This window comes from Streptomyces sp. NPDC054813 (assembly GCF_053611365.1).
In genome coordinates this window covers 123,520-136,622 of record NZ_JBSHAF010000022.1, presented here as the reverse complement: position 1 = coordinate 136,622, position 13,103 = coordinate 123,520, and the positions used below count along the sequence as shown (strand labels likewise).

At 71.7% G+C, this 13,103-nt stretch carries 11 protein-coding genes and 2 pseudogenes; 8 read left to right on the top strand and 5 right to left on the bottom strand.

Annotation, left to right across the window (positions count from 1 at the left end; all coding sequences use genetic code 11):
* Both ACWGJB_RS35850 and ACWGJB_RS35845 read right to left on the bottom strand, forming a co-directional pair.
* The coding region (locus ACWGJB_RS35850) for a Gfo/Idh/MocA family protein (RefSeq protein WP_453384217.1) at positions 1-1,054 on the bottom strand (1,054 nt) is incomplete at its 3' end.
* Between the two features lie 67 nt (positions 1,055-1,121).
* Positions 1,122-2,216: a baeRF3 domain-containing protein gene (locus tag ACWGJB_RS35845; protein WP_453384216.1), complete on the bottom strand. Its 1,095-nt coding sequence runs from the start codon at positions 2,214-2,216 to the stop codon at positions 1,122-1,124.
* 116 nt (positions 2,217-2,332) lie between these two features.
* Here ACWGJB_RS35845 and ACWGJB_RS35840 point away from each other — a divergent pair, with 116 nt between their 5' ends.
* The 3 genes from ACWGJB_RS35840 to asnB all read left to right on the top strand — a co-directional run bounded on the left by ACWGJB_RS35840 (position 2,333) and on the right by asnB (position 5,776).
* On the top strand, positions 2,333-2,683 hold the full coding sequence (locus tag ACWGJB_RS35840; protein WP_453384215.1) for a hypothetical protein: 351 nt from the start codon (positions 2,333-2,335) through the stop codon (positions 2,681-2,683).
* An 89-nt stretch (positions 2,684-2,772) separates the two neighbouring features.
* The gene (locus ACWGJB_RS35835; RefSeq protein ID WP_453384214.1) at positions 2,773-3,576 is read left to right on the top strand and encodes an alpha/beta fold hydrolase; all 804 of its coding nucleotides are present in this window, start codon (positions 2,773-2,775) and stop codon (positions 3,574-3,576) included.
* A gap of 361 nt (positions 3,577-3,937) precedes the next feature.
* Positions 3,938-5,776: an asparagine synthase (glutamine-hydrolyzing) gene (asnB, locus tag ACWGJB_RS35830; RefSeq protein WP_453384213.1), complete on the top strand. Its 1,839-nt coding sequence runs from the start codon at positions 3,938-3,940 to the stop codon at positions 5,774-5,776.
* Positions 5,777-5,779: 3 nt separating this feature from the next.
* On the opposite strand, the gene ACWGJB_RS35825 is transcribed toward asnB, so the two are convergent.
* Positions 5,780-7,396 (bottom strand): alpha/beta hydrolase, encoded by a 1,617-nt coding sequence (locus ACWGJB_RS35825; protein ID WP_453384212.1) that lies wholly within the window; start codon positions 7,394-7,396, stop codon positions 5,780-5,782.
* 279 nt (positions 7,397-7,675) lie between these two features.
* On the opposite strand from ACWGJB_RS35825, the gene ACWGJB_RS35820 reads away from it, so the two are divergent.
* Positions 7,676-8,389 (top strand): chaplin, encoded by a 714-nt coding sequence (locus ACWGJB_RS35820; RefSeq protein WP_453384211.1) that lies wholly within the window; start codon positions 7,676-7,678, stop codon positions 8,387-8,389.
* A 284-nt stretch (positions 8,390-8,673) separates the two neighbouring features.
* Positions 8,674-9,528, top strand: a complete 855-nt coding sequence (locus tag ACWGJB_RS35815) for a GNAT family N-acetyltransferase (protein ID WP_453384210.1) — start codon at positions 8,674-8,676, stop codon at positions 9,526-9,528.
* On the opposite strand, the gene ACWGJB_RS35810 is transcribed toward ACWGJB_RS35815, so the two are convergent.
* Positions 9,480-9,767, bottom strand: a complete 288-nt coding sequence (locus ACWGJB_RS35810) for a hypothetical protein (RefSeq protein ID WP_453384276.1) — start codon at positions 9,765-9,767, stop codon at positions 9,480-9,482. The genes ACWGJB_RS35815 and ACWGJB_RS35810 overlap by 49 nt on opposite strands.
* A gap of 76 nt (positions 9,768-9,843) precedes the next feature.
* Positions 9,844-10,370: pseudogene (locus ACWGJB_RS35805) on the bottom strand (MFS transporter); the annotation flags it as partial.
* A 411-nt stretch (positions 10,371-10,781) separates the two neighbouring features.
* Here ACWGJB_RS35805 and ACWGJB_RS35800 point away from each other — a divergent pair.
* The 3 genes and pseudogenes from ACWGJB_RS35800 (at position 10,782) to ACWGJB_RS35790 (ending at position 13,098) form a co-directional block, all read left to right on the top strand.
* Positions 10,782-11,896: pseudogene (locus ACWGJB_RS35800) on the top strand (RNA-guided endonuclease InsQ/TnpB family protein).
* Complete coding sequence (locus tag ACWGJB_RS35795) at positions 11,886-12,281, top strand: MerR family transcriptional regulator (RefSeq protein ID WP_453384209.1); 396 nt, start codon at positions 11,886-11,888, stop codon at positions 12,279-12,281. The pseudogene ACWGJB_RS35800 and the gene ACWGJB_RS35795 overlap by 11 nt, the downstream one beginning before the upstream one ends.
* A gap of 40 nt (positions 12,282-12,321) precedes the next feature.
* Positions 12,322-13,098, top strand: a complete 777-nt coding sequence (locus ACWGJB_RS35790) for a GNAT family N-acetyltransferase (RefSeq protein ID WP_453384208.1) — start codon at positions 12,322-12,324, stop codon at positions 13,096-13,098.
* Positions 13,099-13,103 lie beyond the last annotated feature (5 nt).

Here is a 13,103-nt window from a genome sequence, read left to right as displayed (position 1 = left end):
ATGGTGAGCCGGTTCTCTCTCGGGCTCTGGGCTTTGAGATGGTTGTGCTCGGCGGGGGCGGGGCGGGCGCTCTGGCGCCGGGGCCGCCCCCCCCCCCCCCCCCCCCCACCCCGGCCTCGGCGACCACGGAGGACGCGTAGCCGTCCCAGACGCTCGGTCCGGTGACCCGGCCCTGGCGGGTGGCGTCCACCCAGGACTGCACCTCGCGGTCGTAGGCGTCGGCGAACCGCACCAGATAGTCCTGGGGCACCTCCTCGCGGGCGGCGCCCGCCGAGGTGACCAGCATGGTGTGGTCCTCGCCGATCCGGGCGCTGCCCCGCTCGCAGACGGCCTCGCAGCGCACCTGGTAGCCGAAGCCGCAGTTGACGAAGACCTCGACGTCGACCAGGGCGCCGCCGTCGGTCTCGAAGAGCACCAGCTGTGGATCGAGCAGTCCCTGCGGGGCGCCCGAGGACGGCTGCGGCCGCAGCACGGTCACCGCGGTCAGCTCCTGGCCGAGCAGCCAGCGGGCCGCGTCGATCTCGTGCGAGACCGAGCTGTTGATCACCATGGCGCTGGTGAAGCCGGGCGGCGAGGACACATTGCGGTGGGTGCAGTGCAGCATCAGCGGCCGGCCCAGGCCGCCGCCGTCCAGCAGTGCCTTGAGGCGCCGGTACTCGGCGTCGTAACGGCGCATGAACCCGATCTGGGCCAGCCTGCGGCCGAGCCTGGCTTCGGCCTCCACCACCCGCAGCGCACCTGTGGAGTCCGGCACCATGGGCTTCTCGCACAGCACCGGCAGCCCGCGGGTGAAGGCCGCGAGCAGCGGCTCCTCGTGCGCCGGGCCGGGCGAGGCGATCAGCACGGCGTCGACGCCGGGTGCGTCCAGGGCCGCCAGCGGATCCGCGTGGACGGTGACCCCGTCGAGGCCGGCCACCGCTTCCTTGGCGCGGTCCAGGTCGGGGTCGGCGACAGCTGCCACCCTCGCGCCGCTCACCACTTGGTCGAGCCGTCGTATGTGGTCGGCACCCATGTGTCCGGCACCCAGTACCGCGACGCCCAGCAGCTCAGCCACGCCCACACTCCCTCTCAGCCGACGATCACGCTGCAGAGCCTAGACGTCGGCCGAGTGAGCGGATTGGTCAGTACCGCAGCACCCCGGCGATGCCGTTCTCGTCGCCCAGGGTGCCGTCCGGGACGAAGCGGACGTCGGCACCGGTCTCCAGGCACTGCTCGACGATCTCGTCCACGATGTCGTCGCGGGCGTCGAGGTCGCCGCTCGCGGCCGGGATGAGGTGGTCGCCGTCGTCACGGACGGCGGTGCGGTAGTTCTCCTCGACGGCCAGGAGCCGTACCCGGCCCTCGCGGGCGCTCTGCCAGACCTCGTCGACACCGGCCGCGAACGTCCTGTGACCGCGCGCGGATTCGAGTTCCCGGGTCACCGACGCGGTGTTGCGGCGGGAGTCCGCCTCCAGCAGCGGCCGGATCACCTGCCACACGGCCTCCGGACCGGCGTGCGTGAGGCCGCCGTGCTGTACGGGGATGCTGTTCCTGGCGACGTTGCCGAACTCCTCCCACAGGGACAGAGCGGCCTGCTCGCCGGTGACGTACAGGCGCCGCGGCTCCTCGCGCAGCAGCGCGGCCATCGCGGTGTCCGCGTCCCGCAGGAAGCGCTTGGTGTCCTCGTCGCGGAAGGTGCTGGGCATGTCGCCGATCCGCTGCAGCCGCTCGGCGTCGAAGTTCTCCTGGGCGCGGGTCATCGGGAAGCCGCCGGCCTCGCTCTCGGTGATCCGGTCGACCCCGCCGTTCCACAGCGTGATCCGGTCGGCCGAGATCGACAGCACCCAGAACGGCCGCTCGGCGGCCTGGGCCGAGACCAGGTTGCGGGTGAGGAAGGTGTCCGAGAGCACCACGCGCTCGGGCACGCTGCGGGCCAGTGACCACACCTGGTGCTCACCCGGTGCGGCGAAGATCACCAGACCGTCCTCGGCATGCGCCAGATCGACCTCGGCGAGGGCCCGGTCGAGCTGGTCGAAGAGGTCGCCGCGGCGCTCCCGGGTGACCGCGGGATCGGTCTCCAGCTGCTTCTTCGCCTCGGCCACGACATTGCGCAGCCGGACGGGATCCTGGGCGTTGTCGGGCTCGCGGCGGTGCGTCGGCGTCAGCACGGACACGGCGGGGTAAGGGCGCGGGCGGCGCAGCTCGGCGAGGGTCGAAGGACTGAGTGCGTGCTCCATACCAGCACCATAGGGCCGATTCGCCATTGCGGCATTTGGGGTAATCAACCCCATGGGAATCGTGCGGTGGGATTCGTGCCGCGGGATTCGTCCGGTGAGTGGTGGAGGTGAGCGCGATGGCCCGGCTGACCGTCGACGGTGACGAGGTCGTCGTCCGTCTGGGAGGGCGGGAGCAGCTGCTCGCCCACCGCCGCGGGCTCAGGGTGCCGCTCGCGCAGGTGCGCGGAGCCTCGGTGGAGCCCGACTGGTGGCGGGTGCTGCGCGGCGAACCGCACCCGGGCCACTTTCTGCCCGACCGGTTCTGCGTCGGCGCCTGGCAGTACCCGGGCGGGCAGGACTTCGTCGCCGTCCACGAACACGGCCCGGTCGTCCTGGTCGACCTGGCGCCGTCTGCGCCCTTCGCCCGGCTCGCGGTGTCCGCGAACGACGCCGAGGCGACCGTGGCGGCCATCAGGCGCACGCTGTAACCGTGTTGAGGCCGGCCGCCCGATGACGGTGGCCGGGGCGGCCGGTTACCGTACCCGGCAGTAACCGGATCACGCCCCAGGAGGCCCCCATGCCGCAGCTCGAAGTCGACGGAGCGGCGCTGACGTACGACGACGAGGGCCCCCGGGACGGCGCCGCCGCGCCCCTGGTGTTCATCCACGGGTGGACCGCGGACCGGCACCGCTGGGACCACCAGATGGCGCACTTCGCCGAGGACCGCCGGGCGATCCGCCTCGACCTGCGTGGTCACGGCGAGAGCACCGGGGCCGGCGTGAAGACGATCGCCGAACTCTCCCAGGACGTCGTCGCCCTGCTCGACCATCTCGAGGTGGATCGTTTCGTCCCGGTCGGTCACTCCATGGGCGGCATGATCTCCCAGACCCTCGCGCTCACCCACCCCGCGCGGGTCGAGCGGATGGTGCTGGTCAACTCCATCGGCCGGATGACGTACAGCCGCGGCCGCGGCCTGCTGATGGCGGCCTCCACCCTGGTGCCGTTCAAGCTGTTCGTCGCCGCCAATATCCAGCGCGCCTTCGCCCCGGGGTACCCCCGCGAGGAGATACGCGGGTACGTCCGCGCCTCCGCGCACACCCCGCGCGAGGTCGTCATGACGCTGTACGGCGCCATGCGGGCCTTCGACGTCCTCGACCGGGCCGGGGAGATCACCGCGCCCACCCTGATGGTGCACGGCTATCACGACATCCAGCTGCCGGTCGGGCAGATGCTGCGGATGGCCAAGGCCTACCCGGACGCCGAGGTCCGGATCATCGACGCCGGCCACGAGCTTCCCGTGGAGCGGCCGGCCGAGCTGACGGCGGCGCTGGACCGGTTCCTGACGGCGGCGCAGGCGCGCGAGGCGCACGAGAACGCGTAGCGCGAGGATGCGTAGCGCCGCGAGGACGCGACAGCGACAGCGACAGCGGCAGCGGCAGGTGGCCGGCGCCCGGTGAAAACCGCGGCGCCGGTTCCGTTTGGGGAAGTTTTTGCGGTTGGCCTGTTCCGGGCGGGCGGGGCCCGATGCCGGGCGGGTTCGCGGGCCTCGCGCGGGCAAAGCGCGGCCGAAAGAGTGAGGCGGGGCGGCCGTCCGTGTTACGGCCAGGTTGACCGGCCCGGGTCCCGGGCGCACGCTCGTTATATAGGTGCTGAATACAAGTGGTTCGCTCGGGCAATCGCCTTCCGTCGTGGAACCGCAGGTGGCGGGTGTTGTCCGGCAGACCGGCAGCAGGAGGTAACGCATGTGTGGCATCACCGGCTGGGTCTCCTTCGACCGTGACCTCACTACCGAGACGCGCGTATTGGATGCAATGACGGAGACCATGGCCTGCCGCGGTCCCGACGACCGCGGTACCTGGAGCGAGGGCCCCGCCGCCCTGGGGCACCGCCGGCTCGCGATCATCGACCTGCCCGGCGGCCGCCAGCCCATGACCGTCCGCACCCCGGACGGCACCGTCGCGATGGTCTACTCGGGCGAGGCCTACAACTTCACCGAGCTGCGCCGCGAACTCACCGACCGCGGCCACGAGTTCACCACCGACTCCGACACCGAGGTCGTACTGCGTGGCTATGTGGAGTGGGGCGACACCGTCGCCGAGCGGCTGAACGGCATGTACGCCTTCGCCGTCTGGGACGGCCGCCACGACAAACTCGTGATGATCCGCGACCGCATGGGCATCAAGCCGTTCTACCTGTACCCGACCCCGGACGGCGTCCTGTTCGGCTCCGAGCCGAAGGCGATCCTGGCCAACCCGCTGGTGCGCCCCCGGGTGGGCCTGGACGGGCTGCGCGAGCTGTTCACCATGGTCAAGACCCCCGGGCATGCCGTGTGGGAGGGCATGCGCGAGGTGGAACCCGGAACCGTCGTCACCGTCGACCGCCACGGACTGCGCACCCGGACCTACTGGCGGCTGGAGACCCGCCCGCACCCCGACGACCGCGACACCACCGTCGCCACCGTCCGCGAGCTCCTCGACGACATCGTGCGCCGCCAACTGGTCGCCGACGTGCCCCGCTGCACCCTGCTCTCCGGCGGCCTCGACTCCTCCGCCATGACCGCCCTGGCCGCCCAACAGCTCGCCGTGCGGGGCGAGAAGGTCCGCAGCTTCGCCGTCGACTTCGTCGGCCAGACGGACAACTTCGTCGCCGACGAACTGCGTTCCACCCCCGACACGCCCTTCGTGCACGACGTGGCCCGGCTCGCCCGCACCGACCACCAGGACATCGTCCTGGACGTGAACAGCCTCGCCGACCCCGCCGTCCGCGAGCGGGTGATCCGGGCCCGCGACCTGCCGGCCGCGTTCGGGGACATGGACGCCTCGCTGCTGCTGCTCTTCCGGGCCGTCCGTGACCAGTCCACCGTCGCGCTGTCGGGGGAGTCCGCCGACGAGGTGTTCGGCGGGTACCTGCAGTTCTTCGACGAGGACGCACGCACCGCCGACACCTTCCCCTGGCTGTACCTGGCCGGCCGGCACTTCGGCGACGACACCGACGTACTGCGCGCCGACCTCACCAAGTCCCTCGACCTGGAGTCGTACATCGCCGACGGCTACCACTCCGCCGTCACCGGTGTCCAGCGCCTCGACGGGGAGAGCGACTTCGAGTTCCGGATGCGCCGGATGAGCTATCTGCACCTCACCCGCTTCGTCCGCATGCTCCTCGACCGCAAGGACCGGATGAGCATGGCCGTCGGCCTGGAGGTCCGGGTGCCGTTCTGCGACCACCGGCTGGTCGAGTACGTCTACAACGCGCCCTGGGCTCTGAAGTCCTTCGACGGCCGGGAGAAGACCCTGCTCCGGGAGGCCACCCGGGACGTTCTCCCGCAGTCCGTGTACGACCGGGTCAAGAGCCCCTACCCGTCCACCCAGGACCCGGAGTACGGGCGGGCCCTCCAGGACCAGGTCAAGGACCTGCTGACCCGGCCCGACCACCGGGTCTTCGAGCTCGTCGACCGCGAGAAGCTGGACCGCGCGGCCCACCGGACCGGGCTGAGCAGCCACGCCGCCCGGCGCGGCCTGGAACGCACCCTCGACCTGGCGCACTGGCTCGATCTCTACGCCCCCGAGCTGACCCTGTCCTGAGCCTCAGCCCGACGAGTCGGTGCCGGTGACGCGGGCGTCGGCGTCCGCCGGGCAGGAGCTGCCGTCGGCCGGCAGCGTGCCATACAGCAGGAATTCGTCGACCTTGCCGTGCACGCACTTGGAGGACGTGTACCCGGTGTGGCCGTCGCCCCGGTTGTCCAGCACCACGGCCGACGGCCCGAGCCGCTTCGCCGTCTCGAGCGCCCAGCGGTACGGCGTCGCGGGGTCGCCGCGCGTGCCCACCAGCAGCATCGGGGCGGACGGCACGTCCTTCACCTTGTCGCGGATGAAGTCGGTGCCGCGCGGCCGGCCGTAGCAGAGCAGCACCTGGGTCAGCCGGAACCGGCCGAAGATCGGGGACGCCTGCTGGTACTCCTTGCCGAGGCGGTCGACGTCCTGGGTGAGCCGCCGGGCGCTCGGCCGGTCGGGGTCGTCGGCGCAGTTGATCGCCATCAGGGCGGCCGACAGGTTGTCCACGGGGATGTCGGCGCTGTCCACCAGCCCGCTGCCGCGCCGCTGCCCGACGGGGAGGGCGTAGCCGCCGGACGCGATGTTCTGCACCCCCCGGGTGTCACCGTCCTCGATCAGGGAGGCCAGCCCCCGCTCCAGCAGCGGCCACAGGTCCCTGCCGTACAGCCCCTGCCCGATGGCGGCCACCAGGTCCTGACCGGTGAAGGGGCCGCCGAAGTCGGACGGCACCGGGTTCTCGTCCAGCGAGCGCACCAGCTCCGTGACCGCCTCGCCCGCCTTGCGCCGGTCCTGCCCGAACGGACACCCCAGGTCGGTGACGCACCAGTCCAGGAAGTCGTCCAGCGCCGTCTGCTGCCCCTGGGCGCCCGCCACCCCCTGCTCGGCCAGCGACTCGGTCAGCGTGTCCACACCGTCCAGGGCCATGCGGCCCACCTTGTGCGGGAACTGCGCCGCGTACACCGCGCCGAGCTTGGTGCCGTAGGAGAAGCCCAGGTAGTTCAGTTTCTTGTCGCCGAGCGCCTGGCGGATGACGTCCAGGTCGCGGGAGGCGTTCACGGTGCCTATGTGGGACAGCACGGGCCCGGAGTTCTGGGTGCACCGGACCGTCAGCTGCTCGAGGATCTTCATCAGGGCCTGCGGATGGGCGACGTCGGGGACCTTGTCGGTGCTCGCGTCGCCGGAGGACTCGTCGAGGCCGTCGCCGCAGCTGACGGGGGAGGAGCGGCCGACCCCACGCGGATCGAAGCCGACCACGTCATAGCCGTTGGTCAGGCTCATGAAGTCCTTGCCGGCCTGCCCGAGGCCGCTGACGCCCGAGCCGCCGGGACCGCCGAAGTTCAGCAGCACGGAGCCGCGTGACTTCCCGGTCGCCCGGTACCGGGACAGTGCCAGGTCGATGGTGCCCTTGGCCGGTTTCGCGTAGTCGAGCGGCACGGTCACCTCGGCGCACTGCATGTCCTTGGGCAGCTCCACGTCCTTGCACGCCGTCCAGTGGGCCTTCTGCCGGTAGAAGCGGCTCAGGTCGGGCTCCTTGCTGCTCGTCGTCGTCGCCGCGGCAGCGGGCAGCCCCGCGCCGAGCAGGGCCAGCGCGACGGCTCCGGCGCCGGCGCAGCGACGCACGGCGGGCCGGTTACGGGGCATGGCCGGCATCGAGGGCCTCCAGGGACACTCCGTGGCGGACCGAGAACAGGGCTTTCGATCACCATAAGCGGGTCCTGGTGGGCACACCTCCCGGCGAGCGGGCCGGACCGGGGGGCCGTATCGTGCCGCGATCACCGGCTTCAGGTTCCTAGCACGGTTTTGCCCCGAGTTCGATAACGATGTCACTCGATGGGGTGAAATGTGGATAAGCCATAACTCACATGGTGCGGCCACGGTTTAGCCGGTGCGGGCGAGCGCCCGTGAAAATGTCTGGAAGGCAGGGAACCTATGAAACGGGTTACCCGAAACGGTGTGATCGCCGTCGCCGCCGCCTCCGGTGCGATGGCCGTGGCGGTCCCGTCCTGGGCCGACTCGGGCGCGGACGGCATCGCGGCCGGTTCGCCCGGAGCGATCTCCGGCAACGGCATTCAGCTGCCGGTGCACGTCCCGGTGAGCGTGTGCGGGAACACCGTGAACGTGGTGGGGCTCCTGAACCCGGCGGCCGGCAACACCTGCGTGAACGAGGGCGGCGGCGCCACTGACGGCAAGACCGGCGGCTCGGCCTCGACCGGCGGCGCCGGTGGCGGCAAGTCCGGCGGCTCGGCCACCACCGGCGGCGCGTCCGCGCAGGGCACCGAGGAGGACTCGCCCGGAGTGATCTCCGGCAACGGCATCCAGTTGCCGGTCGACCTCCCGGTCAACGTGAGCGGCAACAGCGTGAACGTGGTCGGGGCACTCAATCCGGCCACCGGCAACACCTCCGTGAACACCTCCGGCGACCACCCGAGCACGGAGACACCGGCCACCCCGCCGCCCACCCCGACCCCGGTCAAGACCCACCCCGGTCCCAAGACGGACCTCCCCGCCCCACCGCCGGCCGCGACGACCACGCTCGCCCACACCGGGACGGACCTCACGGGTGCCGCAGCCGCGGGCAGCGCGGCGCTGCTGCTCGCCGGGACCGCCCTGCACCGGCGCTTCCGGCCGGGCCGCATGCGCTGACCCGTCCGACGCGCTGCCGAGGCGGCGCGCCGAGAAACGTGCCTGCAGGCCCCACCGGACCCCGACCGGTGGGGCCTGTGCCGTGTGCGTGTCCCGGCGCGCCGCCTCGGTCAACAAGCCTGCCGAAGCGGCCTGTTGCGCATGCCGACGGCTTGATCCCGGCGTGGTGCGGCGCCCGGCGATCGGGAAGGATGCTGCGGACGCGGCGCCGCCCGCCGCGCTGTCCGACCGCACCGTGTGGGCGGCCCGGGCCGCCCTGACCAGCCGCTGAATGGAGCGCATCGATGACCTCTCCGGCCCCCCAGGACCTCGTCGTCACCCAGGCCACGCCCGACGACTGGCCGGTGGTCCGCGGCTGGGCCGTGGACGAGGGCTGGAACCCCGGACTGTCGGACCTCCCCGCCTTCTTCGCCCAGGACCCCGAAGGGTTCTTCATCGGCCGCATCGACGGCGCACCGGTGTCGGCCGTCTCCGTCGTCAACCACGGCCCCGACTACGCCTTCCTCGGCTGGTACCTGGTCCGCCCCGACCTGCGCGGCCACGGCCACGGCCTCTCCACCTGGAAGACCGCACTGGCCCACGCCGGCACCCGTACGGTCGGCCTCGACGGTGTGGTGGCCCAGCAGGACAACTACCGCCAGTCCGGCTTCGAACTGGCCCACCGCACCGCCCGGTTCGTGGGTCACGCCCCGGCCGCCGAGATCCCCGCCGGCGTCCGCCCGGCACGCGCCGCCGACCTGCCGGCCGTCACCGCGTACGACAGCGCCTGCTGCCCGGCCGACCGGCCGCGGTTCGTGGCCGCCTGGCTGACCGGCGCCGGCCACCGGGCCTTCGTCCGGCACGACGGCGACCGCCTCACCGGCTACGGCGTGATCCGCCCCGGCCACGACTGCCTGCGGATCGGCCCCCTCTTCGCCGACACCGCCGAGGACGCCCGCGCCCTGTTCACCGCCCTGATGGCCGAGGCGGCCGGCCGGCAGGTCGCCGTCGATGTGCCCGAGATCAGCACGGCGGGCGTCGCCCTCGCCGAAGAGGCCGGATTCACCCCCTCGTTCGAGACCGCCCGCATGTACACGGGCCCGGTCCGCGACTACGCCCTGGAGCGGGTCTTCGGGGTGACGACGCTCGAACTCGGCTGACCGGCGGAGCGGCCGCGTTCAACGCCAGGCCGACCGCCCGGAAACGCGTGCCGCCGGCCCAGCGCGACGACCATCAGCGCGACCGACACCCGCGGCAGCGCGGTCCAGGGCAACGCGGCCGCGCCCAGCCGGCCCAGGACGAGGCCGCCGGCCAGCGAACCGGCGGCGATGCCCGTGTTGTAGACGGTGGTCTGCAGCGAGGTCGCCACCTCGGCGTCGGCGGGTCCCGAGGCGTCCACCAGTCGAGTGCCGTGCGAACGGTGCGAGGTAGGTGTACATCGCCTGGTGGCCGAGCAGCAGGAACAGGGTCACGGACAGCACCGGGCGGATGCCCGGCCGTGCGGCGACCTTCAGGAGCGGCGTCCGCGCGTGCCGCGGTTCACCGGGGAAGTCGGGCACCCGCCACCGCACCCAGCCCACCAGCGCAGCGGCGAACCCGGCCAGGGCGGCGAAGGCGCCACGCCAGCCCACCGCGGCGGCCAGCGCCGTACCAGCGGGCACGCCCAGGGCCAGCGGCAGGGTGATCCCGGCCAGGACGACCGCGATCGCCCGGCCGCGCCGCCCGGCACCATGCGGGCCGCGTGTCCGGCGAGCAACGCCCACAGTGTCCCGCCCATGGCTCCGGCCAGCAGCCGAACCGCGAAGCTGAGTGCGTAGGACGACGACTGCGCCACCAGGGCGTCGCTCACCGCCAGGCCGATCAGCGCGCCGCCCAGCACCCGGCGCCTCGGCAGCCCGCGCAGGGCGGCGGTGAGCGGGATCGCGGCCAGGAAGGAGGCCGCCGCGTAGCCGGTGACCAGGAAGCCGACTTGGGACTCGGACACCCCGAGAGCCGGGGCCATCGCGGGCAGCAGCCCGGCCGGGAGGAGTTCGGTCAGCACGGCGGTGAAGGCGGTCGCGGACAGGGCGAGCAGCCCGGACCAGGGCAGCGCAGCGCCCTTGACCTGGGAAGAGGTGGTCATGCGACCATGGTCGGACCCTGACATCAGTGTGAAGGCAAGCAGGCGCTGCGGAGGACGCGATGAGGATCGGTGAACTCTCCCGCCGTACCAGCGTCCCCAGTCGGCTGCTGCGCTACCGGGATTCATTCGCAGTGCTCCGGCCTTCAGGCCGGGGGTGAAGCGAATCTCGTGGTGGCGACGCCGAGCGTCGCGGTGTTGTCCCGGCGGAGCCGGGCAGTGCGGGACTCAGGTGACATCTCGCACGCATGTTCCTGACGACACTGGGTGTTCGGGCTCTTTAGGGTGATCGTCATGCAGCTCCGGTACGCGTTCAGGCTCTACCCGAATGCAGGTCAGCGCACCGCGCTGGCCAGGGCGTTCGGGTGCGCCCGGGTGGTGTTCAACGACGCGGTCCGCACGCGTGAAGACGCGCGAAAAGCTGAGCAGCCGTTCCCGACGGCCGGTCAGCTGTCCCGGAAGCTGATCACCGAGGCGAAGCGGACGAAGGAGCGGTCCTGGCTGGGCGAGGTGTCCGCGGTGGTGCTCCAGCAGCCCCTGAGGGACGCCGAGAAGGCGTACCGCAACTTCTTCGCCTCCCTCAAGGGCACGCGCAAGGGACCGAAGGCGGGAACGCCCCGCTTCAAGTCCCGCAAGGACGCCCGGCAGTCGATCCGGTTCACCGCCAACGCCCGCTGGAAGATCACTGACAGTGGCCGTCTGGACCTGCCGAAGATCGGCGCGGTGAAGGTGAAGTGGTCCCGCACCCTGCCCACCACCCCCACGGCATCGATCTCGGCCTGACCCACTTCGCGGTCCTCTCCGACGGCACGAAGATCGACTCCCCGCGTTTTCTACGGCGCGCGGAGAAGAAGCTGAAGAAGGCCCAGCGGGAGCTGTCCCGCAAGCAGAAGGGATCGAAGAACCGGGCCAAGGCCCGCCTCAAGGTTGCCCGCGCCCACGTCAAGGTCGCTGATGCACGCCGAGAGTTCCACCATCGGCTCTCCACGAGACTGATTTCCGAGAACCAAGGGATCGCGGTGGAGGACCTGTCGGTGGCGGGACTGGCCCGCACGAAGCTGGCCAAGTCGGTGCACGACGCCGGATGGTCGGCGTTTATCAGCATGCTGGAGTACAAGGCGGCACGGTACGGCCGCACCTTGGTCAGGATCGGCCGGTTCGAGCCGACCTCCCAGACCTGCTCCGCCTGCGGCGTCAAGGACGGACCCAAACCCCTGAACGTCCGCGAATGGACCTGTACCGCCTGCGGCACCGTCCACGACCGGGACCACAACGCCGCACTCAATGTGAAGACGGCCGCCGGACTGGCGGTATCGGCCTGCGGAGCGCCGGTAAGACCTGGAGCGATCCCGGCACAGCGCGAAGAAACAGGAAGCCTCGGATTCCCGACCGAACCCCGTGCCGCGTAGCGGCACAGCAACAAGTCGAGAAGACCGGAATCCTCGCCCTTCAGGGCGAGGAGCTAGTCAATACGAGGAACAGGAGCTGCTCTTGCTCCACCCCGACCGCGCCGACAACGGCTGCCGGTCCTACGGCGAGGCCGCGGTCCAGGACGTCCAGCAGATCCGCGGGCTGCTCGACTCCGGGCTGACCACGGAGATGATCCGCGCGATCCTGCCGTATCTCTCCGTGCCCGGGCAGATCCACCCGCCCCGCGAGTGTGTGACCCCGGAGACGGCCGCGCTGCTCAGCGGGCACGTCGAGCGCATCCAGGCCCGCATCGACTGCCTGGCCCGCAACCGGGACCGGCTCGCCGCGTACCTGACGGCCGTTCGGCCGTGCGGGAGCGGGTAATTGCGTTGCCGCGGTGGCGCGCGGATGGTGGAGTGCTCGGATGGATCGTCAAGGGGTGCTCGCGCTGTACGACCGTGACATGCGCGCGGGCGCCCGGCCCGACGGTCCCGGTGCGCGGATCGAGCGCGCCGGCGCCGTGGTGCGTCAGGTGGCGGACAGCGAGGGATGGAACGGCGTTGTCTGGTCGGCCCTGAACGAGACGACCGCCGATCGTGCGATCGCCGAGCAGATCGACCGCTTCCGCCGGCTGGGCCACGACTTCGAGTGGAAGCTCTACAGCCATGACCTCCCGTCGGACCTCGGGGCGAGGCTCCTCGCGGCCGGATTCCGGCCCGAGCCGGAGGAGACGCTGATGATCGCCGAGGGTGCCGAGCTGACGGTCGACGCCGAACTTCCGGACGGCGTGCGGGTGGTGCCCGCCCTGGACGCGGTGGGCGTCGATCTCGTGGTGGACGTCCATGAGAAGGCGTTCGGCGCGGACGGTTCGCGGCTGCGGCACCGGTTGCTGACGCGGCTCGCCGAGCAGCCCGACACTGTGGTCGCGGTCGTCGCTCTGGCCGGGGACGAGCCGGTGAGCGCCGCGCGAATGGAGTTGGTGCCGGGGACGCGGTTCGCCGGGTTGTGGGGCGGCGGCACGGTGGAAGGGTGGCGGGGACGCGGTGTCTATCGCGCCCTCGTAGCCCATCGGGCCCGTGCCGCCACGGCTCACGGCTACCGGTATCTGCAGGTGGACGCGTCTCCTATGAGCCGGCCGATCCTCCAGCGACTGGGTTTCCAGGCGCTGAGCACGACCACGCCGTACCTCTACGCGATGTGAACGGC

Coding starts and splice junctions, on each gene's coding strand:
- ACWGJB_RS35845 (WP_453384216.1), bottom strand. CDS start 2,216: ATGGAGCACGCACTCAGTCCTTCGACCCTCGCCGAGCTGCGCCGCCCG.
- ACWGJB_RS35840 (WP_453384215.1), top strand. CDS start 2,333: ATGGCCCGGCTGACCGTCGACGGTGACGAGGTCGTCGTCCGTCTGGGA.
- ACWGJB_RS35835 (WP_453384214.1), top strand. CDS start 2,773: ATGCCGCAGCTCGAAGTCGACGGAGCGGCGCTGACGTACGACGACGAG.
- asnB (WP_453384213.1), top strand. CDS start 3,938: ATGTGTGGCATCACCGGCTGGGTCTCCTTCGACCGTGACCTCACTACC.
- ACWGJB_RS35825 (WP_453384212.1), bottom strand. CDS start 7,396: ATGCCGGCCATGCCCCGTAACCGGCCCGCCGTGCGTCGCTGCGCCGGC.
- ACWGJB_RS35820 (WP_453384211.1), top strand. CDS start 7,676: ATGAAACGGGTTACCCGAAACGGTGTGATCGCCGTCGCCGCCGCCTCC.
- ACWGJB_RS35815 (WP_453384210.1), top strand. CDS start 8,674: ATGACCTCTCCGGCCCCCCAGGACCTCGTCGTCACCCAGGCCACGCCC.
- ACWGJB_RS35790 (WP_453384208.1), top strand. CDS start 12,322: ATGGATCGTCAAGGGGTGCTCGCGCTGTACGACCGTGACATGCGCGCG.